The organism is Roseivirga misakiensis (assembly GCF_001747105.1).
In the GTDB taxonomy this organism is placed as follows: domain Bacteria; phylum Bacteroidota; class Bacteroidia; order Cytophagales; family Cyclobacteriaceae; genus Roseivirga; species Roseivirga misakiensis.
This window is the reverse complement of sequence record NZ_MDGQ01000003.1, coordinates 644,962-668,110: the sequence shown is the minus strand read 5'-3', so window position 1 is coordinate 668,110 and position 23,149 is coordinate 644,962. Positions and strand designations below refer to the sequence as shown.

Sequence of the window (23,149 nt, the reverse complement as noted above, 5' to 3'; positions counted from 1 at the left end):
TTAACGTGAAAACAAGAAAGTGAAGAAACAGGCAATTTTTAATTGGAGTGGAGGGAAAGATAGTGCGTTGGCGCTTTATCATACGTTGAATAATCATGCTTTTGAAATCCGAGAACTGATTACAACAGTCAATGCTGATTTAGAAAGGATCTCTATGCATGGTGTTCGGAAATCAATGCTTCAAAAGCAAGTTCAAGCGATCGGATTACCCTTATCCATAATCTCTTTGCCTACCGATATCGATATGGCTTCTTACGACGCCGTGATGAAAAAAGAGCTTAGCCTATTACGTGAAAAAGGCGTCACTCATTCTATTTTCGGGGATATTTTTCTGGAAGATTTGAAAAACTATCGAGTTGAACGGCTAAAAGAAGTTGGATTAGAAGGAAATTTTCCACTTTGGAAAAGAGACACCAATGAGCTTATACAAGAGTTTCTGTCTTTAGGGTTCAAAACACTAGTCGTGGCAATTGACGGCAGCAAACTCGACAAGTCTTTTGCAGGGAGAGTCCTAGACGAAGACTTTCTGAATGATCTTCCAGAAAATGTAGACCCTTGTGGCGAAAATGGCGAATTCCACACTTTTGTATTTGATGGCCCAATTTTTAAAGCACCTGTTAAGTTCGAAAAAGGTGAAGTTGTAGGCAAGGCATATGAACTCTCAAAAGGTAACCCAGAAAACACTGTCACCTATTGGTTTCAAGATTTAATGTAGCATCATAATTTTATACTAGTCTAGACTAGAAACCGGTAGATATTGCGACTTTTGACATCACAGAAGTCTAATTCAAATATCACGAAAAGGTAAAATCTTCTACCAAAATCTTTGATTTTAGGCCATTCTGATCAATTCCGTTAGCGCACTGCAACTTTTTTGAGATTCTGAAGGTTCATCTAGGGCAAACAAAAGAACCATGCAAAAAAGAGTAAATACAATTATAGTGCTCGCCATATTGTTCGTGATAGGCTGTTCAAATTCTAACAATACATTCGCTAGTAAAAGTGATATTAAACCAGATCATACTGATTGGACGGCGCTTTTAGCAAAGCACGTGAAAGCAGATGGTCTTGTTGATTACAAAGGCTTTGTAAAGGATAAAGACAAACTGAATGCTTATGCCGATTATTTAAGCAAGAATGCACCAGCAGATGACTGGTCGGACGAAGAAAAAATTGCTTACTGGATCAATGCATATAATGTATTTACAGTTAAACTAATTGTCGATAACTACCCAGTTAAAAGTATCAAAGACCTTAACCCTTCTCTGGCTATTCCTACTATACGCAGCGTTTGGACGAAGGAATGGTTTCAAATAGGAGGCGAAGACTTTAGTCTTGACAGAATAGAACATAAGATTCTCCGCAAGGATTTTGAAGAACCTAGAATACATTTTGCAGTGAATTGTGCTTCTATTTCTTGTCCAGTTTTGAGAAATGAAGCCTATACGGCTACTAAATTGGATGCTCAACTAGAAGAACAGGCAAAATTATTCTTGAACGATACTACTAGAAATACCATTACACCAGATCGAATTACGGTGTCTAAAATCTTCTCTTGGTTCGGTGGAGATTTTAAGAATGGGCAAACCTTGGTACAATTCATTAACCGATACACCGATGTTGAGATTAATGATAAAGCCAAAGTGAAATTTATGAGCTATAACTGGGATTTGAACCAGTCTAATTAATAAACCCAAGGAGCTGAGTATTAACTATTCGGCTCCTTTTTTTATTCATTCTTCGCTAAAAGTGCTCAATCTGCATTTCTGATCACTATTTCTTATAATTGTAGACTCAACTCAAAGGTCTACTGTAAGAATGTCAATTCGTACCTGGCTGGTAACAGCTTTTTCCCTCATTATCATCGTTATTACGCTCACGGCAGTCAATCGGTATGAGCCGATCGAACCAGCGAAACCAGCGATCCCCCTAATCGATAAGGTACCATTGACCAACGAGATGTCTGATTTTAAAGGCCTAGAACCTGTGGATTCTATGGTTAATAGAGTCATGAGGAGTCTTAGGCTCACAGGGGCTACGGTGGCCGTTGTTAAAGATGAAAAGCTCGTTTACGCAAAAGGCTTCGGTTACGCTGACAAGGAGAATAAAATCAAAGTTGAGCCTTACCATCTTTTCAGAATTGGTTCAGTTTCTAAGTTGGTTACTGCCATCGGTGTATTGAAACTGGTCAATGATGGAAAGTTGAGCCTCGACGATTACGTATTTGGCGACAGAGGTGTTTTAAAGGGAAAGCCTTACGATAATATCAAAAACAGAAATGTTTACCAGATCAAGGTAAAGCATTTGCTAAACCATACGGCAGGTTGGAGCCTGATCACTTACGGGGATCCCATGTTTATACCGCATAAGATTCATAAAATGGATAATGTAAAGTATCCCATTGAATTTGACGATGTTATTCGGTTCGTTCTGAAAAGGCACCTGCCTTATAGACCTGGAACCCGATTCGAGTATTCTAATTTTGGCTATACGCTACTGGGCCGAGTAATTGAAGAGGTTGGTGGCGATGATTATGAAGACTGGATTAAAGAAGAGATTCTAAGCCCGAATGGTATTAAGAATATGAAGATCGCGGGAAGCTTTGAAAATGATAGAGATAAGAATGAGGTGAAATACTACGACAACAGCCCTGACAATCAGATTCTAGCTTTTGATGGCTCTGGAAAGAAAATTTATAAGCCTTATGGTGCCGATGACATTGAAATGCTGGGTCCTGCGGGTGGTTGGTTGGCTACCGGAGTCGATTTAATGAGGCTACTTGTTTTGGTAGATGGCTACTCTAAACGTTACAAAGATATTCTGAGTCCTGATTTAATTGATAAAATGGTCAACGGTGTAGGAGGTATTAAACGGCCTTTAGGCTGGAGAAGTGTTAGAGGAGAACATTGGTGGCGAACAGGCACACTGTCGGGCACATCGGCCCTGCTAACAAGAGATATAAACGGGTATTCTTGGGTAATTGTGGCCAATACAACGCCAAGAAGAGGAGGTTTCCCCAATACAAGTAGGTGGGCCATTAGAGAAGGTATAAAACTCGTGCAAGATTGGCCTTCGGAAGACTTGTTCCAGCTTTCAGAATAAGGCATAAAAAAAGCCGATCGACTGACCGGCTTTAAACCAAGATTTAACCCTAATAACTATTGACTAGATAGTTGTTTTCTTATTCAGAAAGTCTGTAGTATTTCTTACCAGCAAATTCGCTCATGTAATCTGCTTTGTTTACAAGCTTTCTTAATTCGTTATCTTCTGCAGGGTTTCCTGTTGAAACAAGATTGTTTTGGTTATCGAAGATGCTCACTTGCTCAACTTCCTCTTCCATTTCTAGGTAAATTTCTTCTTCTAGGGTTAGTTCCTCTTCAGCGTAGAACTGCTCAACCTCAGCGATGAGTTGTGCTTCCATCACTGACATCTTAGTGCTGTTTAAATCTTCAGATTTCAAGTTACCAGCTTGAAGTAGTGTAACTGCTGCAAGCAATACAGCGATTAAAGCGCTTACGTTTTTGACTTTCGGGCTTCTGTTGTTTTTGACTATTGGGCTATTCATGATTTTGTTTTTTAATTATTAACTGACCTGCCAATTAATTTACAATGGCTGTGCCACAAATTGTAAGTGACTGTAAATCAGTGTAATAAAATCATGTGTACATTTTTGAACGAAAAAAGGTGTACGAAAATAGTACACCTTATGATTGGTATTGGAACACTTCTACTCGTACCGAAGTGCTTTTATAGGGTTGGCATTGGCTGCTCTGAACGCGCGATAAGAAACTGATAAGAAAGAAATCACCGCAGTCACCAAAAATGAAATCACGAATATGCCTGGACCTACATTAATATGATAAGCAAAAGAGTCTAACCACTCTTGAGTACCAAGGTAACCAAAAGGTACCGCTATGATGGTTGCTAAAAGGATTAACCATGCGTAATTAGAAGAAAGCATTAGTACCAAGTTATTCGTGCTTGCGCCTACTACCTTTCTTATACCTAATTCTTTTGTCTTTTGCTGTGCCACAAACGCTATTAAGCTATATAAGCCAAGACAACCGATCATAATGGCTATGATAGCCGCGAAATTGATAAAGTTGAATAAAGTCTGATCAACCGTGTAGTCAATGGCGATTTCGTCCGTGAAAACTCTGTAATTAGGGACAAAGTCAGCGTTCATTCTAGCAGATACCTTGTCCAAGTGCTGAACAGCTTCTGAGTAGTAGCCATCCTTAATTTTCACAAAACCTTGATTATACCCTTCAAAATCGCCTTCGAATACTGAAGGTTTAATCTCGTTCCTCAAATTATCAGAATGGAAATCTGCTAACACACCGATTACAATAGCATCTTGCGAAATACCATTTACGTTTACACGCTTACCGATCGCGGCCTCAGGACTTTCCCAGCCAAGTTTTTCGATGACCATTTCTGTGATCAAAACCTTCTGAATTCCCCCTTGATAATTCGCTTCATTAAACCAGCTACCAGCGATTACCTTCAAGTCGAACAATTCCTTATAGTCAATGTCTACATGTTTATAGTCACAGTCTACCTCATTCCTCTCTTCGCTTTCAACGTCGATTAGCGTGGTGTTCCATGGATTAATAGCATTAGGGCCTCCCGTACCAAATGAAGCGGCTTCTATATAAGGGCTCTCCAAAAGTTGTGCTTTGGCACTGTTTAGTAAGTCACCATTAACACGATAACCGCCTGGAACAAAGTTGCCAAATGTCAGGATGTCTTCAGTGTTGTACCCAAGGTCTTTGTCTTTGATGTAAGAGAACTGGCTATTGAATATAAGCACCGTAATCACCAAGATTTGAGCTACAATAAACTGGACAGTCAAAAGTGAATTTCGAACCACCGCTTTACTGCCCCTAACTTGGGTAAACTTGCTGCCGATCACTTCTAATGGTTTAAACTTCACCAGCATTCCTACAGGATAGAGGCCGGCTAATAAAGTAATGATAACAGCAAGCGCTAAGGCAAAAATGACAGAAGATAACTCTAACCTGAGATCGATACTGATAATGGATAGGCTTGTATTGATGCCATTTAAGAGCACTTCCGCGATCCAAAGCGAAAAGAAAGTAGAAGTTAACGTGATAAGAAAGAGTTCAAAAAAGAACTGGTTTGACAAATGATGTTTAGCACACCCGATAATCTTTTTAATACCAACCTCTTGGCTTCTCTTCAAAACCTGTGCAGTAGAAAGGTTGACAAAGTTTATAGTACATGTTATCAAAATAATTAGCCCTATGATTATCAACCCATAGATCGAGTTTTCAGGGATGGTATAATTGAGCCCGCTATAACGAGAATCCGTATGCAGAGATTTTAGTGGACCTAATTCAAAAGAGAGGGTCTCCGAAGCCTCTTCACCTATATTATCAACGATTATTTCAGAAAACTGATTGGCAAGCGCTTGTGGCTCTACTGTTTCCGGTAACATAACCCATGTAGTACCTACGCTCGTGATACCCCAATTATTTCTAACGTAGAACTCCTGCACTTTTGGCATCATTGCAATGTTTCCGAGGAGGGAATACGGCAGATTAGTATTGTAACGTGGGTCTTTAATAATTCCACGAACTACGCCTTTAGCTCTTCTCGCGAAATCAAGTGTTTCTCCCATTGGGTCCTTATCACCAAAAAATCTTGTAGCGGCACTTTCAGTGAGAATAATTGCTTGTGGATCGGAAAAAGCATCTTTAGGGTTACCCCGAAGCCATTCTTGATCGAACATTTTAAAGTAATTCTCATCAACAAATAGCGCATTACCTTCGTCGAACTTTGCCTCTTCAATGAAAATTCTAGTTTCTAACGGACCTATAGTTCTTGAAACTGCCTCTATCTGAGGATAGTCTTCACGCAGTACCTTGTGTAAAGGCTCAGGCGTTTCGCTGGCATAATTTGTTCCCCAATTGGTTTTCTCTATATAGTTTACGCGATAAACCCGATCAGCATTTTCATGATAATGATCAAAAGTATATTGATACTTGATGAGTGTGAAGATGACAATACTTACCGTTAAACCGATTGTCAAACTCAGTAGATTGATTCCAGTGTTTACCCTGTTTCGGACTAAATTTCTGAAGGCGGTTTTGAAAAATATCTTGAACATGACGTTATAATTTAATGGTTAGCAGTGAATAATTGTTTGAATAAATACTCTTTCATATTATCGGCCTGTCCGAAAGTATCAGGATTAAAGCCATCGGTATTACTGAGTACAATGAGTGTTTCAGGACCATCAAGTGAGGTCATAATCACAGAAGTAGACCCTAAAATGCCACCTCGTCTTTCCAATATTTTGGGACTATTCGCTATAAAGGGTGAATTGAACGTCCAACACCCAAGTGCCACATAACCTAGTTTAGGATTGGAATTAAAAAGGGAAGCTTTAGCGCTGTCGGAAAGCAAAAGCTCTGATTTCAATGCTTTTGTAAAGCTTACCAAATCTTGAATAGTAGAATACATACTACCCGCAGCACCAAAGTTTTCGATATGGATTTTAAATTCTTCTTTCTTTGTTCCCTTCTGTATTTGAAAAGAAGAGGTTACGTCGGTTGGTAAGTCATTGCTGGTTAAAAGCCCAGTGTTTTTTAAACCAACAGGGTCTAAAATCCTTTGATTGAGATTTTCTGTAAACGACTTACCGGTAAGCACTTCTATTATTTTACCGGCGACTATAAAGTCTATGTTATTATACCTAATGTCTTTGCCAGGTTGAAAAGAAGCCTTTTTAGAGGCAAACTTACCGATCATTTCATCAGCACTGAAGCTACTAAGAAAAGATGTTCTGCTTTCCTTTCTTAGCCCAGAGGTATGCTGTAAGAGGTGTTTTATAGAAATTTTATTGGCATTCGTGATCTCGCTATTCGTTAATACATCACCAACTTTGGTGTCAAGCGTCAGTTTACCCTCATCGATTAGCTGCATTACCATTACGGTAGTGAATAACTTTGTAATAGAGGCAATTTTGAATTTGGCATTTAAGTCAATCGCCTGGGTGTTATCAAAATCACTGAACCCCGCGGCGGCTCTTAGCTCTTTTCCTTGTGAGTCTATGGTAAGTACAGCACCAGAAAATTTTTGACTGTTTAAATAAGACTCTAAATTAGAGACGTTGTCGATTTCTGATTGCGAGTGACCTTCATGGCTTGTGAATGACAGTATCGCTATAAGTGGAATTAGAAGAATCTGTTTCATGCCTTCATTAATGTCAACCCATATGCCATTTTTTTAACTATTTGATAATCAGGTGTATGCAAATCATTTCTGGAGATTCTCTAGAAATGTTGTTCCGATCTGAAACAGATTCATGTTCCAAACGAGAACATTTTTTAAACTTATTCTTATGAAACAAAAGGAAACGGCTCATATCCTGATAATTGACGATGATCCTGATATTCTGCTCACTGGTGAAATAGTCTTGAAACAACGTTTTAGTAAGGTCTCTTGCGTTGATCGCCCAGAAAAGGCAAAGTCCATTCTAGATACTGGTGAGGTAGAAGTTTTATTGCTCGATATGAATTATTCACCTGGTGCTAACGATGGCAAGGAGGGCTTAGACTGGATTTCTAAAATCAATGATCTTTATCCAGAAATTAAAATAATCATTATAACTGCTTATGGTGAGCTAACGCTAGCTGTTGAAGCCATGAAACGCGGAGCCACAGATTTTGTGACTAAGCCATGGGAATATGAGAAAATCCAAGTTTCGGTTAGTAATGCTCTAAAACTCGCCCGGACGGAAAAAGAGATTATTAGGCTAGAAAGTAAGCAACAGGGGCTGAAGCAAAATTTGGTGATCAAGTCTGATCAAGTTATTGCAGAGTCAAAAGAGATGAAATCGGTGCTTCAAATGGCGGAAAAGGTCAGCAGAACCGATGCCAATGTACTACTGCTTGGAGAGAATGGCACGGGAAAAGGGCTGATGGCCAAACTCATTCATGAATTGTCCCCAAGGTCGGCAGAAGTATTCATGTCTGTGGATTTAGGGTCAATCACGGAGTCGCTTTTTGAATCTGAATTATTTGGACACAAAAAAGGAGCATTTACAGATGCCAAAGAAGACAGAATGGGGCGTTTTGAAGCCGCTGATGGTGGAACAATTTTCTTAGATGAAATAGGCAATCTTACGTCCGCTATGCAGTCGAAGCTATTGACAGTAATCCAAAACAGAGAACTAACTCGTGTTGGAGAAAATAAAACAAGGACATTTGATGTTAGAATTATCGCCGCCACAAATTCAGATTTAGAGGCTATGATTGAGAAAGGTGAATTTCGGGAAGACCTTTTTTATCGACTAAATACAATAGAATTTGACTTACCTCCCTTGCGCGATCGTTTAGCAGATATTCCGCCAATGGTCGATTTTTTTATCACAAAATTCTGTAAGAAATATGGCCAAAACATCCCGGAAATTCAGTCAGAAGCCATTGCAAAACTTAAGAAATATCGATGGCCAGGAAATATTCGAGAATTAGAACACGCAGTAGAACGCGCCATTATACTCAGTGATGGAGTACGCTTAATGTCTGAGGACTTTAACCTTAAAAAAACAGTAAAATCCGAGGGTTTCATTAGCACGACGAACCTTGAAGAATTGGAAAGGCTGACCATCGAACGAGTGATCAAGTCTAACGAAGGCAATATGAGCCAGGTAGCCAAGGAATTGGGAATTGGTAGAACTACGCTATACAGAAAATTAGAGAAGTATGGTTTTCAATAGGTTTTCAGTGTTGGTTGCCATTAGGTTAATACTGATTGGCGTCACCATGTTTGCTGGTATATGGTCTTATTTTGAAACCAACACTTACATGTCTCCGATTGGTTTCACTGTACTAACCATTGCTCAGTTTGGCATGCTGTTTTACTATATTAATCAAACGCGCAATGATCTTTTGGTCTTCTTTAGATCCTTTGACGACAGGGACTTTAACAAGTCTTACAATGAAAATGTACTAGGCCAAAGCAAGGACGAATTAAAGGTGGCTTTTAATAATGTATTGAAAACCTTTAAGGCCATGTCTTTAGAAAGGGAGGAGCAATATCAATACTTGAAATTGGTCAATGAACATGTTTCTGTAGGCTTGATTAGCTATAAAGCAGATGGGCGAATAGACCTAATGAATAAGGCCGCAGCGCAATTGTTGGGGGTACCATCATTGGGAAAAGTAGATCAATTAGAAAATCATGATCCAAAATTGTGGGAGCAATTGCAATCGCTAGAGGCTGGCGAACAAACCGTTATTGTGCCTGCTACAAGTAAGCTTAAGCTGGCAGTATCGAGTAAATACTTCAAATTGGCCAACGAGGATTACACACTAATTTCCTTTCAAGACATTTCAGTTGAATTAGAAGAAAGGGAGATGGATGCTTGGCAGAAACTGATTCGAGTGCTTACTCATGAAATCATGAATTCTGTGACGCCAGTTGTTTCGCTGACTACTGCTGTGAAAATGATTATGCAAGATGAAACAGGCCAATTAAAATCCGATGCCCTTCCGAGAGAGGATTTAGAAGACATTTTCAAGAGTATGGTGGCTATAGAAAAGAGAGGGCAAGGATTGTTGGGGTTTGTAAAGGCTTATCGAGACTATACGCGACCACCCGTACCCGAAATAGCCAAGGTGAATCTCTTTTCTTGGTTAAATGATACACTACAGATATTTAAAACAGAAATGGCAGGTGTTTCCGTTGAGATAGACCGTGAAATAGATGAGGGGCACTTTGTGAATATGGACGAAAAACTGATGAGTCAGGTGTTGATTAACCTATTGAAGAATGCCGCTGAAGCAATGAAAGGAATGGAGTCTCCGAAAATAGCGATCGGTGTGGTAAATAGTGAAAACTCTACTCAACTGATCGTTGCCGATAATGGCCCAGGTATTCCTGCCAATATCTTGGAGGAGGTTTTCGTGCCATTCTTCACTACTAAAACCGAAGGTAATGGCATTGGCTTAAGCCTTTCCAAGCAAATTATGAAAGCCCACAAAGGTGACATAACTGTCGAAAGCAGTGAGGCTGGGACTACTTTTAAGTTGACGATCTAATACACCTTATAGCATCTCATTCGCCAAATTGGCAAGTTCAGAGCGTTCGCCTTTTTCTAAAGTTATATGGGCATATAATGGATGATCCTTTACGCGATCAATTAAGTAAGACAGGCCATTAGATTGAGAATCTAGATATGGCGTATCTATTTGATTAACATCACCCGTAAAAACGATCTTGGTGTTTTCGCCTGCTCGCGTAATCACAGTTTTGATCTCGTGGGGTGTCAAGTTTTGAGCCTCATCGACTATAAAATAGATATTAGATAAACTTCGTCCTCTGATATAGGCGAGAGGTGTAATCAAAAGCTTTTCCTTGTTGACCATTTCTGTAATGGCCTTAAACTCTTTATCCGTCTCTTTGTATTGATTTTGAATGAATTTTAGATTGTCCCAAAGCGGTTCCATGTAGGGGTTAAGCTTTGACTTGATATCACCAGGAAGGTAGCCAATGTCTTTATTACTTAAAGGCACTATTGGGCGTGCTAGGTAAATCTGCTTATAATCTCTTCTTTGTTCTAATGCACCAGCGAGTGTTAAAAGTGTTTTACCAGTTCCAGCCACGCCTTGTATAGTCACAAGTTTCACATCTGGATTCATAATGGCATGAATCGCAAATGTTTGCTCCGCATTTCTTGGCTTGATCCCAGAAATGGGTCTTTTATCAATTCTTTGAATTGAATTATCAGCCGCGTTATGATAAGCTAAAACCGAACTTCTGTCACTTTTTAGAATAAAGTACTTGTTCGATTTAGACTTCTTGGTTTTCGAAATTTCATCAGGCGATAAAGTGCCATCTTCATAAAGATGGTTGATTACATCCGACGCAACCTTTTCGGTCTCAATCTTTCCATTCTTAATCGAATCGACATTCTTGATTTTACCCGTTTCATAATCTTCTGCTCGAAGCCCCATCGATTTAGCTTTCAATCGAAGGTTAATATCTTTCGAAACGAGGATTACAGGTCGGCCAGCATTCTCATCCTGTAGGCGCAAAGCGGCATTTAGAATTCGGTGATCATTCTTCTTTTCACCAAAAACCTGATTGGCATCAAGGGCATCACCAGTACCGGCTTCCATTACCACTTTAAAGCTTCCTCTGGTTTTCCCATTTAGTGGAATCCAGTCTTGAAGAGATTTGTCTTTGGCTAGCTTATCAAGCAGCCGTGTAAATTCTCTCGCTTCAAAGTTTTTAGTATCATTTCCTTTTTTGAATTGGTCCAATTCTTCAAGCACCGTAATAGGCAAGCCTACATCGTGCTCTTCGAAATTCATAATGGCATTGTGTTCAAAAAGGATTACGGAAGTGTCTAGTACAAAAATCTTCCTTTCGGTCTTCTTAGCTCTCGGCATATAAGGAGATGATCATTATTAGGTAGAACGTTGAATTAAGTTATGAAAAAAACAATTCAAACAAGTGTACTAGAAGGCCTTAATAATTATTTAATATTCGCCTATTTTTAAATTACTGTGAATGAACGATTTAGTTCACATGATGGATGCGTGCATCTCTATTAGCCGATCAAAAAAGGTTCTGACTAGAACTTTAACTTCTTCCAAGTATTCTTTAAAAGTAATGCCGCACCGAGTGAAATGACTAAAAGAATAACTCCATTTGTCAAGTTGCCATAAATAAACATCCCTGTGGAGAACAAGGCGCTGTAAACGATGATAATGCCCAGAAACATGGCGAGTATGTCAATGCTAAGTCTGCCAGTTCCTTCTTCTAAATCGATTTTTCCTTGCTTAGCTAATATTTTAAAACCATTCCATCCCGATCCGTATGGCTTTACTTTGTTATAGAAAGATGCTAATACACTATGATCTGTCGGTTTAGTCATTAAGGTAACACTAACCCAAGCGATGGTAGTGACCCCCACACTAATGAGCAATTTATAGTCATTAGACAATTCAAAAAGTGCCGAAGGGCTAAAACCCTCCACATTTAAGAATAGCGCTAGGATAAAGGAGACGACCATGCCTGTGATTTCAGAGTAGGCATTAATTCTCCACCAAAACCATCTGAGAATAAAAATAGAACCTGTTCCAGCACCGATGGAAAGCAGAATTTGGAAAGCCTGATAGGCATTAGTCAATACAAGGGCAAATAACCCAGCAAGTACCATCAGAATGACTGTGGAAAATCGTCCGACACGTACTAATTCCTTATCTGTTGCTTCAGGTTTTACAAATCGCTGATAAAAATCAAATACTACATATGATGAGCCCCAATTCAAATGCGTTGAAATGGTGGACATAAATGCCGCAATCAGCGAGGCAACCACTATGCCGAGCAAGCCTTTAGGTAAGGAGAGTAGCATTGCAGAGTAACCTAAGTCGTTTCCGAGTTTATCGGGCGATACATTTGGGAAAGCCGTTTGAATGGAAGCTAAATCTGGGTAAACGACCAATGAAGCTAAGGCAATGATTATCCATGGCCACGGCCTTAATGCATAATGCGTGATATTGAATAAAAGTGTAGCGGAAACAGCATTCTTCTCGTTCTTCGCCGATAACATACGTTGCGCGATATAGCCGCCACCACCTGGTTCAGACCCAGGATACCAAACACTCCACCACTGCACAGCGATCGGTATAACTAATAGTGAAATAAACAGTTCTCGATTATTAATATCTGGGATAATACTGAGTTTCGACGCGATTTCTGGTCTTTCAACTAAAGCAGTTAGGCCTCCGATTTCAGGCAGATTCACGATATAAATCGCCGCTGCAATTGAGCCGACCATAGCGACTATGAATTGTAGAAAATCGGTAAGTATTACACCGCGCAATCCGCCTAACGAGCTATAAGCCACCGTGATTAAAGACGCATAAACAACAGTTTTCCAAGGTTCGAGATCAAACATAACCTCGCCAATCTTAATGGCTGCCAAACAAACGGAAGCCATGATCATAATATTAAAGAAAACTCCAAGGTAAATGGCTCTAAAACCTCTTAAGAATGCAGCCTCTTTACCGCTATAACGTTTTTCATAAAACTCTAAATCAGTTAAAACCCCCGATTTTCTCCATAGTTTGGCATAAACAAAAACGGTGAGCATACCTGTAATTAGAAATGCCCACCAAACCCAGTTTCCAGCAACACCGTTCTGACGGACAATATCAGCCACGAGGTTAGGTGTATCCGCAGAAAAGGTTGTGGCTACCATAGAAATTCCTAAAAGCCACCAAGGCATATTTCGGCCAGAGAGAAAAAATTCCTTTGAACTAGAGCCAGCTTTTTTCGAAACGAATAGCCCTATGACCAAGAAGACCACAAAAAATAGAATAATGATGGTCAGGTCAAGAGATGAGAGATTCATATTTAATCAAAAGTTAAATTGACTTCCGCGAAGTTTTTCGTCAACTTCGACCCACCAATATATAAAGAATTTTAGGACGAAATTATGGATTTGACTTTAGTAGTGCTGGCCGCCGGAATGGGGAGTCGATATGGAGGAAACAAACAATTAGACGGTATTGGACCGAATGGTGAAATCATCATGGACTATTCCATTCATGATGCTATCAATGCTGGATTTACCAAAGTAGTATTCATCATTAGAACTGATTTAAAGGAAGCCTTCGAGTCACATTATGCAGAAAGGTTTCAGGGTAAAATAAAAATGGAATACGCTTTCCAGAATGAGTATACTGAGCATACTGCGGCTTACGAAAGCAATAGAAAAAAGCCTTGGGGAACTACTCACGCGATTCTAGCAGCGAAGCACCTCATTAATGAGCCATTCTTGGTGATTAATGCAGATGATTACTATGGAACCGAGTCCTTCGGTGAAGCAGTGACTGCCATTAAAGGTTTAAAGGAAAACGAGCACCTCATTATGGGGTATGAATTAGTAAACACACTTTCCGATCATGGAACCGTAAATAGAGGAGTTTGTCAAGTGGATGAAGCCATGAATTTAACTGGTATCAAAGAAACCCTTGCCATTGGTAAAGATGGTGATGAGATTTCCTATGAAGAGGATGGGGTTAAGCATACACTTAAGCCAGATACCTACGTTTCCATGAACTTTTGGGGATTCCCTGCATCTGTTTTACCTCTTTTTGAAGAAAAATTCATTGAATTTGTAAAGCATAATAATGAAGATCCTAAGGCGGAGTGTTTTATTCCAGTTGAGGTCGATAATCTTATGAAAGAAGGAAAGGCTACAGTGAAAGTGGTACCTACATCTGCTTCATGGCTAGGCGTCACCTATCAAGAAGATAAACCACATGTGGTAAATGGTATCAATCAAATGATTGCTGACGGCGTTTATCCGAAGGAAGTAAAGTAATGAAAGCCGCTAAAGAGGCAGTTAAAGCATTTAATATTAAAGGAGCAGTCGATGAGATTGCTCTTTTTGGTTCTGGTCATATCAATGATACCTATCGCATTAGAGTTGGTGGCGATGAATATTTGCTTCAAAGGCTCAACGAGAATGTTTTCACAAATGCTCATTACATAGAGCATAATCTTGATCATTTATTACGACAGAAATCTTCACTTTTTGTCGACCATTTTAAAACTGACGGTGGAGCCTATCATTACCGAAACGAGTCAGGCCTTTGGCGACTGACTTTGTTTTTGGCAGATGCATACTCACCTCAAACTGCAGATAGTTTGGCCGAGGTTGCGGCCGCTGCAGAAGGTTTTGGATCTTTTACTGCGTTTACTGATACCTGCCAAGTAGATCAATTTCATGAAGTAATTCCACGCTTTCATGACCTTGAATGGAGGCTGACACAATTGGATCAAGCCTTGAAGAGTGACTTGTTTGGTAGATGCAATGAGGTTCGTGATTTTTCGAGTAAGGTGATCAACAACCGCGCTATTTCCAATAAAATGAAAGCCCTCAAAGCTGATGGTTTGCCTGTAAGGCTGTGTCACAATGATACAAAGCTCAACAACAGTCTTTTGGCTAAATCAGATGCTTCATTTCAAAAAGTAATCGATTTAGACACCGTCGGTCCAGGTTCAGTTTTATATGATTTTGGCGATTTAATGCGCACAACAGTGTCCAACGCTGCTGAAAATGAGTCAGACACATCAAAAATTCAGTTTAGGCCTGAGTTTTTCGAAACCCTTAAAGAGAACTTTCTGAAAACGGCGTCACCTGTATTAAAGAATCTAGAAATTGAACACCTCTTCTTTGGTGGCCAATACATGACCTATATGATGGCTGTGAGGTTTCTTACCGATTACATCAATGGAGATATTTATTTTAAGACGACTTTCCAAAAGGAGAACTTAGTTAGGGCACAGAATCAAATGACACTACTAGAAAAAATGAATGCATATGAGCGAGAAATCAGCTAATTATTGGATCGAGCAACTTCGGCTACAGGCACACCCTGAAGGAGGCTATTTTAACGAAACTTATCGATCTGAAGAAGCGATAAAAAAGGAGGATTTACCTGAGCGATATCAAGCAGATCGTGTTTTTGGAACATCAATTTATTTTTTATTGACTACAGATAGCGTCTCCAACTTTCACCGATTGAATTCTGATGAAATCTGGCATTATCATCAAGGTGGTAGCGCTATAATCCATATGATATCGCCTGAAGGCAAACTATCTTCTAAAAGAATAGGAAGCGATTTAACCTCAGGAGACTCACTTCAAATGACGATCCCCAGAGGTCATTGGTTTGCAGCCGAAGTTATCGCATCCGAATATATTCTAGTGGGTTGTACTGTAGCACCTGGTTTTGAATTTCAGGATTTTGAATTAGCCGATCGGGAGGGTCTGTCATCCGTTTATCCTGAGTATCAAACTTTAATTCAACAATTCACGAATAACAAAAAGTGACTTGGTAACAGGTTCAATTCAAAAACTCAAATATTAATGATACTAACGACAACTAATACAATTGAAGGCCATGTGGTAACCAACTACCATGGAGTAATTACAGGTGAGGCAATTATTGGTGCCAACCTTTTTAAAGATATTTTCGCGAGCATTACCGACCTGGTTGGTGGACGATCAGGCTCATATGAGCGTGTGCTTCGTGAAGCGAAAGAAAATGCAATGATGGAACTTGAGCATCATGCAAGATCACTTGGGGCAAATGCCGTTATCGGCATCGATTTGGATTATGAAACCATCGGTCAGAGCAGCAGTATGCTGATGGTAACTGCAAGTGGAACCGCTGTCACATACCAATAAGAGGTATAAATATTTTCTATCCTAAAAAAGGGTGTCTCATTGAGACACCCTTTTTATACTTTTCTATTAATACCAAGGGTTATTTTTGGTACAATCAGCACCATTTTCGCCAAAAGCTATTGTGTCACAATAATAACCCATAGTGCCACCTGGCCCAATAAGGTTGATGCATTTACCATATAGCACTGTTTCTAATTCTGGCTCCCAATCGCAGTTTTGTGCTGATAAAGGGTTAATTATCGCAACCATAGCTGCTGATACCATTAGTGTACTTAAAAACTTTTTCATTTTAATTTTAATTAAGATTTAACATTTATTTATTAATCACTACGTAGTCATACAGTTCAAATTTCAGCTTGTTCTCATCGTCAGAAGGAATATACTTATGTAACCCATCCTCATTAAAGAAGAGAACCATCATTCCAAGAGAGGTCTCTTTTACTTCAGCTGTTTTCTTTAAATTTTCATCGAGAATTACCAATACCCTTTCACCTTGAATAATTCCTTGTTTTTGTTTTTCTACTGATACACCAGTTGTATAGTCCCTGAGAATAATTCTTCGCTTAGAATCAAAAAATACTTGGCCATACCTCGGCTGTTCTAAATAATATTCGAGTGGGCCACTTTTTGATTTGAATTGACGTTTCGAGATAGATATAACATTCTTGACGGATTCAATTCTGGCGGGAGCTTTCTCTAAGAGTCTTCCATCAAAATCGAGTGTATAAATATTATGATCTAATGGATAGCCAACTAAAATTCTTTCCCGTTCTAGGTCAAATGCCCATGAGATTCTGTGAAGGTCAAATCCCCAAGAACCAGTGGTGAATATGTCCGGATAGGAAAGAAAATACTCAGTATCACGGTTAGTCAATCCGACTTTCGTTGCATAGTCAGTTCTATAGCTTTTGTTCCGTGAAAAGTATTTCATGCCATTCTGAATGTTTAACAGAATTGCTTCGTCGTTGTGAACAATCATTGGGGCAAAAGGGGCTATCACTGCTGAGGGAACGTCTTTGTCTCTGAATGCGTCAAAGCTGTTTATGAGTTCTGATTGACGATTAATGAGAAAAAATTCTCTTCTATTTCTGTTTAGTACAAATATTGAGTCTAGGTTGTGAACATAATATCCTGAATTGAAGCCATCTAAATTCCCGACTCCATTTGGTCCTTCAATAATAAGCGGGATTTTGAATGCTAATTCTCGTTTTTTAACATCATAAAAGTTGATTTCTTGTTTGATGTTGTTCAACATTGAAAAGTATTCTTTCCCTCCTTCTTGAATGTGCTGATAGTGTATGAAATTTGTTGTTGTCATGCTGTCAACTGGAATTTCATATTCCCCAATTTTCTGAAGAGTATGGGTTAACTCTGGGTCGATATATTCATCGACTTCGGAATTTCTTGCGCAACTTGATATGCTTACGAAAATGACTGCTATGCCAAGAATCAATGTTTTTATTCTATTTAGGTTCATTGTATAGGTACATTAATTAATAGTTCATCTAATCGAGTCTAATTTGAGATTATAGTGATACCCTATCACGTAATTCATCAATCAGATTTTTTTTATCAGGTGATAGGTATTCAATGCCTTTTATTTCGCCTTCCTCAAGGCGGACTATCAAGGGATAAATGGAATGAAGTTTCCCTGTTGAAAAGCGACTTTCAGAATCTATATGCACAAATTCTTTTCTGACAATATCTTTTCCCATTCTTATTTTAAGTGTTTTTACTGACTGGATTCTTGTAAAAACAAATTGAATTCTTGAAGGGTCGTAGGATGCTTCTTTGTAGTAAAGGTCTGCTGTACCTATACAATCAGAGCAGCCAGTTCTTGGAATGATGACGAGGACTTCTTTCTTGTTAAAGTCAATTCCGAGTTTAGATGATTTATTTTGAAGTACTGAACCCAATTCACTAATTATTTTTTTCTGATTATTGCAACTAGTAACCAGAACTACTATTAGTACCACAATAGGTATATGTTTATGTAAGCTAGATTTATTCATGTGTGTTTTTAAAGTGACTTACTGATTGAAACTTTAATATCTATCAGGTTTATAGGTATATTCTCAGCTTCAGCAAAAGGTCATCACGAACTGATGTTTTTTTTTAAGATTTTTTTAATAATCTTTCAATTCCAGCTAAATCGTGATTTGAGATATTCTTATAGGTGCTCGTAAATAATTAATTTGAAGGAGGTTTTGTCCGATATAGACATAGTTGATTTGATTAAGTCAGATGAGAAAAAGAAGGTTGACAAGGCCTTTTACAATCTCTACAGTCGGAATTATCAACCTATTAGAAAGTTTGTTAACTCTAATAGTGGAACTGACTCTTATGCGGAGGAGGTATTTCAAGAGACCTTGATCATTTTTTTTATCAAAGTGCAAAAAGGCCGGTATTTTTTGGATGGGAGCATAGGGGGCTATTTGTTTTCAATTGCACGAAACCTTTGGCTTAAAGAACTAAAGAAGAGAAGGTTGTCAATTTTCACAAGCTTGGATGACAAACAAGACTATTTTGAAGAAGACGATATATTAGCCTCGCACAAGAAACTAAAAAAGGTTCTTAAGTTGTTAGGAGATTCCTGTAAAAGGATTCTCGAGGATTTTTATTTCTTAAAAACATCTATGGCTGAATTGACAAAAAAGTACGGTTTAGGAAGTGAAGCAGCAATGAAAAATAAAAAGTACAGGTGCTTAAAAGGCTTGATTGAATTAGTAAATAAACATAAGCTTGAAAGATCCGACTTTTCTGAAAATGAATGAGAAGATTGATATAAGGTTGCTTGAAAAATTCAAGAATGGAGAGATATCTTCTGAGAGGGTGCTCAATTATGATGGTATGCCGGTTTCTGAGGAGGAACTCAAGATCGCTTTGGAAGATTTCGAGAACCTTACTATTCAATTAAAGGCGTTGGATTTAGAGAAGAGTTTCAAGAGTATTCACCTACAAGTAGCCAATAAAACGAGTCGGAATTTTAGACTCAAGTTATGGTCGGCAGCAGCTACATTAGTTCTACTTGTGTCATTTTCTTATCTTCTTTTAAAGCCTTCTCAACCAAATTTTATAGATTACTTTAATCATTTCGACCAATATGTAACCTTGCGAGAATCAGATTCCACAGACTATTCAGTGGGATTAGAGGCATATAGTATTAGAGATTACAATAAGGCATATGTTGCTTTGGAACAAATTGACAGTCTAAATAATGAGCTTAAATTTTATTTGGCCATTAGCGCCCTTGGAAGTTCAAGATCAATTGAGGCAGTTCAAATACTTGAGGAATTGAATAAAGACTCCCTAAATAAATATTACCAGCAGATAAAATGGTATCTAGGATTGGCTTATTGGCAAGTCGGCGACGTTAATTCTGCTATAGAAATTTTGAACCAGATTGAGGTAAGCGAATTCAAATATGCAGACTCACGAAAGCTAATTAATGCGTTGCAAGACTAAGATGTAGTTCTAATAATTTTTCGTTTTCTGAAAATTAGGATAACTAGTATCAATGAAACTCCTAGTAACCAGAACCACTTCTGATCACTTGTTTTAAAATCAATTGATTCTGTGCTACCTAGTATGAAAAAGCTTCCCCAATAATAAGGGTTTGAAGTAATATTGTTGGATGTTTTGAGAAAGTCTAGTTTCGCAGATCGTAATGCTTCAGCTTTGGTCTGACCTTCTTTCAGATACTTATAAAAGGCCTCAATAATTTCAGGTGCCACGGCATCTGATACTTCCCATTGGCTAAGTAATACACTATTTACACCGGCATACTGAAAGGCTTTGCCGAGACTCATTATGCCTTCTCCATCAGTTATTTTCCCAGCTCCCGTATTGCAAGCACTCAATACCGCAAGTTCGGCATTAAGGTTCATATCGTAAAGCTCAAAGCTGTGAAGAGTATTGTCTTCATCACTTAAATCACCATTACCTCCAAAAAACAGTTTAGAATTATCGGGATCTTTATCGTTTACTTCACCATGAAGTGCCAAGTGTAAGACACTAAACGCTGAAGCCTTTTTCTTAAAGACTTCTTCGCTAGCCTGTTTTCCGAAATAAAATGTGCCTAATAAAGATTCTGCTAAATTTCTCACTTCTAGAGCAGTTCCAGGAAGGTTTGCCTTGGCCTTATCTCTTAAGTTGCTTACTTGAAGTTCTGTGATATTGTCGTCAGCATAGGAAAAGCCAAGTACTTGGCTTTTCGATTCTTCTTTTTTAACATTTTTCACTAACAAATCGCTTGAGTAATTATAACTGAATGCATATTTCGAAATGAGAAAATCATTCGGTTTTGGCATTTCTTTACCTGAATTGGTTAATAGAAGGTCAAAGTTTACATTCCAAAGCGTTTTGTCAGGCACAATTATGACGTTTTTTCCGGTTATCGCTGATTCCAAGGGCTTAAATATCTCTTGATAAATGTCCCTGCTTGCTTGATAAAATAGGTTCAAAGAATCATTGACCAAATGCTTTTTAAAACTTGATACATTAGCTTTTAACGAAGTAGACCAATCAAATTTGAAAGAGTCAATACCATGTTCATTGATTACGAAGGCATATAGATTTTCACCTGCAATAAAATAATCTAAGATCACTTGATTCGGGCCAAGAAAAACTTTCACATCATTAAATGAGATATCATCCGTTAAGTACTTCAGTAAATAATCTCGAGGAAAATCTGATTTTATCTTCTCTTTATATTCTTTTTTTGCCTGTAGTGCCTTAAACAAACCAGCACTTACCGAATCATGGTCATTTCCGTTTATCGCCAACGATTTGTATTGTGCTATTTGATCGCTGATTGCTGTTAATCCTTCTTGTATTTTAATATCGGTGCTTAATGGAGAGGTAGCTTGCCTCTTTCTGTCTTTTAGTTTTTGGTTGATTGCTTTTGATTTTTCTGAGAGCTGCCACATTTTAAGTGATTCTTGCGATTCAATATTGACACTGTCCATTAACCATTGGATATCTATTCCAGCAGAGTACAAAGTTTTATTAGCAGATAGGAGTGAGATGACATCGGCACTGTTAGTTTGTTCAGAAATGGAGCTCTCAATGACTTCGATTGAATTATTAAAGACTTTCCAGAACTCTTCGAAATCAGGATTTTCTTCTATTTCTGTTCTGTGCTTAAGAATTTGAGTGTAAATGACATATGAGTCTACAAATTGAATTTGTTTTTTAGCTAACAGATCAAGTGGAATCGGGTCAATACTAAAAAGAAGTTTGTCGTATGAATTGACTTCAATTGCTTTTTTAATCATTACCAATGCCTCATCTAAACGATTTTGTTCATTAAGGCCTTTCGAAATCCCATTATAAATTGCGGCTAGTCCAGAATTGCCAGGGCCACTCATTTGAACTAACAGTCTTTCGGCAACCTTGAAATGTTTGAGAGCTTTGTCATATTCATCCATTTTTAAATAACAGAATCCTAATCCTGATTCGGCTTTTACCTTATAGATCGACATGTCTATCTTAGACATATTTGAAAATTTGACTAGTTCATTATACGCGAAGATGGCTTCTTGTAAGCTATCGAGCGATGCTAGGTTGGTGGCAATTCCTGCTAACACGGATCCTTTGACATAGTCTCCTACTCCTATTTCAGCAAAAATATCAAGTACCTCTCTTTCGACTTCTAAAGATTCGGCAAACTTTCCAGCAGTGTTGAGGCCGTAGGATAAGTTATACATGGCATCAGCAGTAGTGGGATTAAGTCTACCAAGATGTTTTAAATTTATTCTAAGCGCCTCTCTGAAGTATTCCGTTGCCTCTTCTCCAGCAAAAGCTTGATCTATTCTATAAATACCCAACATCTTATAACTGGCAGCAAAACCGAGGTCATCAACAGGGAGAACTCTTTCCTTTAGTTTGAGCGCTTTTTTCTCATATTCAAAAGCTTTGTTTATGTCCCCCGTGGTATAGTAACCAATTCCCATATTGGTCTGAAGTTGCGCTAATTGAGTTGAGTCTATTCTCGGGCTAGCAGATATTATTTGCTCTTGTTTAACTCTTGCGGCAAATGAAGAATCAGTATTCCTAGTTCTGCTGTAGTAAACATCTAGTAGATTATAGTAATTAGCGGCTAAGTTGAACTCACCTTGAGTGTTTAAAGAAAGATTGTCGATAAGGGGTTGCGTTCTGTCGATCTCTATTTTAGTGTCACTAAATCTGTTTTGATTGACATACAACCAAAGTTGGTCGAGCTGGTTATAGGCTAATTGGTAAATGTTAGCCGGTTGTTTTTCTTCCGAAAGATCAATAATTCGATCCATATAATATTGAGCCGAATCATACGACCGTAAGTCTCGGTGCATGTAAGACAAGACTTGAAGACCTCTGATTACATTACTTGTTTTCAGAGAGTCATTCTTGCGTTTAGCTGAAAAACGTCTAGGAATTTCTTCTGAGGCTATCTTGAGGGCCTTATGGTTATGGTATTTTTCTTTATCATAATCTTGAGGGTTTCTTGCGTAAAGACGACCAAGGTTTTGGTGTGCAATGATCTTCGCTCTAATAGCTGCCCCTCTATTTTCTAAGACTGCTTCTGATATCTCTTTTGCCTTTTCATAGTCTCTTTGGTAAATCCAATTTCTACCTAGTTCTGCCTGAGCTAGCGTTTTATTCCAATTATCTTCTATTTCAATGGAGAGCTGAATGGTCTTTTGAAAGTAGTTCGATGCGGAGTCGTATTGTTTAACACTGGCTAATTCGCGCGCTATTTTTATAGCATTATTGGGGTCAGTAACTTGCTCTTGAGCGATAATGGCAAAGGAACAAAACGAAAACAGTATGAATAAAAATCTTAGTGCAGTATTGATCATTTTATTTTGCCTTATACAATTATAATAATTATAACGCAAAAATTGATAATGGTAACGCTAGGTATTGTTA

Annotated in this window: 20 protein-coding genes; 11 read left to right on the top strand and 9 right to left on the bottom strand. The window is 38.4% G+C overall.

The window, feature by feature from the left end:
- Positions 1-19 precede the first annotated feature (19 nt).
- From BFP71_RS03290 to BFP71_RS03280, 3 genes are all read left to right on the top strand, one after another.
- Positions 20-715: a Dph6-related ATP pyrophosphatase gene (locus tag BFP71_RS03290; protein WP_069834013.1), complete on the top strand. Its 696-nt coding sequence runs from the start codon at positions 20-22 to the stop codon at positions 713-715.
- 199 nt (positions 716-914) lie between these two features.
- Positions 915-1,688, top strand: a complete 774-nt coding sequence (locus BFP71_RS03285; RefSeq protein WP_069834012.1) for a DUF547 domain-containing protein — start codon at positions 915-917, stop codon at positions 1,686-1,688.
- 130 nt (positions 1,689-1,818) lie between these two features.
- Positions 1,819-3,102: a serine hydrolase domain-containing protein gene (locus tag BFP71_RS03280; RefSeq protein WP_069834011.1), complete on the top strand. Its 1,284-nt coding sequence runs from the start codon at positions 1,819-1,821 to the stop codon at positions 3,100-3,102.
- 79 nt (positions 3,103-3,181) lie between these two features.
- On the opposite strand, the gene BFP71_RS03275 is transcribed toward BFP71_RS03280, so the two are convergent.
- The 3 genes from BFP71_RS03275 to BFP71_RS03265 all read right to left on the bottom strand — a co-directional run bounded on the left by BFP71_RS03275 (position 3,182) and on the right by BFP71_RS03265 (position 7,221).
- Entirely contained in the window at positions 3,182-3,565 is a 384-nt protein-coding gene (locus BFP71_RS03275; protein WP_069834010.1) for a hypothetical protein, read from the bottom strand.
- A gap of 162 nt (positions 3,566-3,727) precedes the next feature.
- Positions 3,728-6,133, bottom strand: a complete 2,406-nt coding sequence (locus tag BFP71_RS03270; protein WP_069834009.1) for an ABC transporter permease — start codon at positions 6,131-6,133, stop codon at positions 3,728-3,730.
- An 11-nt stretch (positions 6,134-6,144) separates the two neighbouring features.
- On the bottom strand, positions 6,145-7,221 hold the full coding sequence (locus BFP71_RS03265; protein ID WP_069834008.1) for a serine hydrolase domain-containing protein: 1,077 nt from the start codon (positions 7,219-7,221) through the stop codon (positions 6,145-6,147).
- A gap of 148 nt (positions 7,222-7,369) precedes the next feature.
- Between BFP71_RS03265 and BFP71_RS03260 the strand changes: the two genes are divergently transcribed.
- Positions 7,370-8,746, top strand: a complete 1,377-nt coding sequence (locus BFP71_RS03260; RefSeq protein ID WP_069834007.1) for a sigma-54-dependent transcriptional regulator — start codon at positions 7,370-7,372, stop codon at positions 8,744-8,746.
- On the top strand, positions 8,733-10,070 hold the full coding sequence (locus BFP71_RS03255; RefSeq protein ID WP_069834006.1) for a sensor histidine kinase: 1,338 nt from the start codon (positions 8,733-8,735) through the stop codon (positions 10,068-10,070). Before BFP71_RS03260 ends, BFP71_RS03255 begins: the two co-directional genes overlap by 14 nt.
- A 6-nt stretch (positions 10,071-10,076) precedes the next feature.
- Here the strand turns inward: BFP71_RS03255 and BFP71_RS03250 are convergent, their stop codons facing one another.
- On the bottom strand, positions 10,077-11,423 hold the full coding sequence (locus BFP71_RS03250; RefSeq protein ID WP_069834005.1) for a PhoH family protein: 1,347 nt from the start codon (positions 11,421-11,423) through the stop codon (positions 10,077-10,079).
- Positions 11,424-11,608: 185 nt separating this feature from the next.
- Positions 11,609-13,393: a sodium:solute symporter family protein gene (locus tag BFP71_RS03245; protein WP_069834004.1), complete on the bottom strand. Its 1,785-nt coding sequence runs from the start codon at positions 13,391-13,393 to the stop codon at positions 11,609-11,611.
- An 84-nt stretch (positions 13,394-13,477) separates the two neighbouring features.
- Here BFP71_RS03245 and BFP71_RS03240 point away from each other — a divergent pair, with 84 nt between their 5' ends.
- From BFP71_RS03240 to BFP71_RS03225, 4 genes are read left to right on the top strand one after another with little or no spacing between them, the layout of a single operon-like run.
- Positions 13,478-14,368, top strand: coding sequence for a nucleotidyltransferase family protein (locus BFP71_RS03240; RefSeq protein ID WP_069834003.1), 891 nt, complete (start codon positions 13,478-13,480; stop codon positions 14,366-14,368).
- Positions 14,368-15,390 (top strand): phosphotransferase enzyme family protein, encoded by a 1,023-nt coding sequence (locus tag BFP71_RS03235; RefSeq protein ID WP_069834002.1) that lies wholly within the window; start codon positions 14,368-14,370, stop codon positions 15,388-15,390. Before BFP71_RS03240 ends, BFP71_RS03235 begins: the two co-directional genes overlap by 1 nt.
- Complete coding sequence (locus BFP71_RS03230) at positions 15,371-15,883, top strand: cupin domain-containing protein (protein WP_069834554.1); 513 nt, start codon at positions 15,371-15,373, stop codon at positions 15,881-15,883. The genes BFP71_RS03235 and BFP71_RS03230 overlap by 20 nt, the downstream gene beginning before the upstream one ends.
- 36 nt (positions 15,884-15,919) lie before the next feature.
- A complete protein-coding gene (locus BFP71_RS03225) occupies positions 15,920-16,240 on the top strand; it encodes a heavy metal-binding domain-containing protein (protein WP_069834001.1) in 321 nt (106 codons plus the stop codon).
- Positions 16,241-16,306: 66 nt separating this feature from the next.
- On the opposite strand, the gene BFP71_RS03220 is transcribed toward BFP71_RS03225, so the two are convergent.
- The 3 genes from BFP71_RS03220 to BFP71_RS03210 are packed head-to-tail and all read right to left on the bottom strand — an operon-like array spanning position 16,307 to position 18,252.
- Positions 16,307-16,528 (bottom strand): hypothetical protein, encoded by a 222-nt coding sequence (locus BFP71_RS03220; RefSeq protein ID WP_069834000.1) that lies wholly within the window; start codon positions 16,526-16,528, stop codon positions 16,307-16,309.
- Between the two features lie 25 nt (positions 16,529-16,553).
- The gene (locus tag BFP71_RS03215) at positions 16,554-17,717 is read right to left on the bottom strand and encodes a DUF4221 family protein (protein ID WP_069833999.1); all 1,164 of its coding nucleotides are present in this window, start codon (positions 17,715-17,717) and stop codon (positions 16,554-16,556) included.
- 49 nt (positions 17,718-17,766) lie between these two features.
- Positions 17,767-18,252 (bottom strand): hypothetical protein, encoded by a 486-nt coding sequence (locus tag BFP71_RS03210; protein ID WP_069833998.1) that lies wholly within the window; start codon positions 18,250-18,252, stop codon positions 17,767-17,769.
- A 183-nt stretch (positions 18,253-18,435) separates the two neighbouring features.
- Here BFP71_RS03210 and BFP71_RS03205 point away from each other — a divergent pair, with 183 nt between their 5' ends.
- Both BFP71_RS03205 and BFP71_RS03200 read left to right on the top strand, forming a co-directional pair.
- Positions 18,436-19,014: an RNA polymerase sigma factor gene (locus tag BFP71_RS03205; protein WP_069833997.1), complete on the top strand. Its 579-nt coding sequence runs from the start codon at positions 18,436-18,438 to the stop codon at positions 19,012-19,014.
- Complete coding sequence (locus tag BFP71_RS03200; RefSeq protein ID WP_069833996.1) at positions 19,007-19,705, top strand: tetratricopeptide repeat protein; 699 nt, start codon at positions 19,007-19,009, stop codon at positions 19,703-19,705. Before BFP71_RS03205 ends, BFP71_RS03200 begins: the two co-directional genes overlap by 8 nt.
- Here the strand turns inward: BFP71_RS03200 and BFP71_RS03195 are convergent.
- The gene (locus tag BFP71_RS03195; RefSeq protein WP_069833995.1) at positions 19,702-23,079 is read right to left on the bottom strand and encodes a CHAT domain-containing protein; all 3,378 of its coding nucleotides are present in this window, start codon (positions 23,077-23,079) and stop codon (positions 19,702-19,704) included. The genes BFP71_RS03200 and BFP71_RS03195 overlap by 4 nt on opposite strands.
- Between the last annotated feature and the right edge of the window lie 70 nt (positions 23,080-23,149).

What these genes read in the sequence shown, in the direction of transcription:
- BFP71_RS03285 (WP_069834012.1), top strand. Translation starts at nt 915, where the DNA reads ATGCAAAAAAGAGTAAATACAATTATAGTGCTCGCCATATTGTTCGTG.
- BFP71_RS03280 (WP_069834011.1), top strand. Translation starts at nt 1,819, where the DNA reads ATGTCAATTCGTACCTGGCTGGTAACAGCTTTTTCCCTCATTATCATC.
- BFP71_RS03275 (WP_069834010.1), bottom strand. Translation starts at nt 3,565, where the DNA reads ATGAATAGCCCAATAGTCAAAAACAACAGAAGCCCGAAAGTCAAAAAC.
- BFP71_RS03270 (WP_069834009.1), bottom strand. Translation starts at nt 6,133, where the DNA reads ATGTTCAAGATATTTTTCAAAACCGCCTTCAGAAATTTAGTCCGAAAC.
- BFP71_RS03265 (WP_069834008.1), bottom strand. Translation starts at nt 7,221, where the DNA reads ATGAAACAGATTCTTCTAATTCCACTTATAGCGATACTGTCATTCACA.
- BFP71_RS03260 (WP_069834007.1), top strand. Translation starts at nt 7,370, where the DNA reads ATGAAACAAAAGGAAACGGCTCATATCCTGATAATTGACGATGATCCT.
- BFP71_RS03255 (WP_069834006.1), top strand. Translation starts at nt 8,733, where the DNA reads ATGGTTTTCAATAGGTTTTCAGTGTTGGTTGCCATTAGGTTAATACTG.
- BFP71_RS03250 (WP_069834005.1), bottom strand. Translation starts at nt 11,423, where the DNA reads ATGCCGAGAGCTAAGAAGACCGAAAGGAAGATTTTTGTACTAGACACT.
- BFP71_RS03245 (WP_069834004.1), bottom strand. Translation starts at nt 13,393, where the DNA reads ATGAATCTCTCATCTCTTGACCTGACCATCATTATTCTATTTTTTGTG.
- BFP71_RS03240 (WP_069834003.1), top strand. Translation starts at nt 13,478, where the DNA reads ATGGATTTGACTTTAGTAGTGCTGGCCGCCGGAATGGGGAGTCGATAT.
- BFP71_RS03235 (WP_069834002.1), top strand. Translation starts at nt 14,368, where the DNA reads ATGAAAGCCGCTAAAGAGGCAGTTAAAGCATTTAATATTAAAGGAGCA.
- BFP71_RS03230 (WP_069834554.1), top strand. Translation starts at nt 15,371, where the DNA reads ATGAGCGAGAAATCAGCTAATTATTGGATCGAGCAACTTCGGCTACAG.
- BFP71_RS03225 (WP_069834001.1), top strand. Translation starts at nt 15,920, where the DNA reads ATGATACTAACGACAACTAATACAATTGAAGGCCATGTGGTAACCAAC.
- BFP71_RS03220 (WP_069834000.1), bottom strand. Translation starts at nt 16,528, where the DNA reads ATGAAAAAGTTTTTAAGTACACTAATGGTATCAGCAGCTATGGTTGCG.
- BFP71_RS03215 (WP_069833999.1), bottom strand. Translation starts at nt 17,717, where the DNA reads ATGAACCTAAATAGAATAAAAACATTGATTCTTGGCATAGCAGTCATT.
- BFP71_RS03210 (WP_069833998.1), bottom strand. Translation starts at nt 18,252, where the DNA reads ATGAATAAATCTAGCTTACATAAACATATACCTATTGTGGTACTAATA.
- BFP71_RS03200 (WP_069833996.1), top strand. Translation starts at nt 19,007, where the DNA reads ATGAATGAGAAGATTGATATAAGGTTGCTTGAAAAATTCAAGAATGGA.
- BFP71_RS03195 (WP_069833995.1), bottom strand. Translation starts at nt 23,079, where the DNA reads ATGATCAATACTGCACTAAGATTTTTATTCATACTGTTTTCGTTTTGT.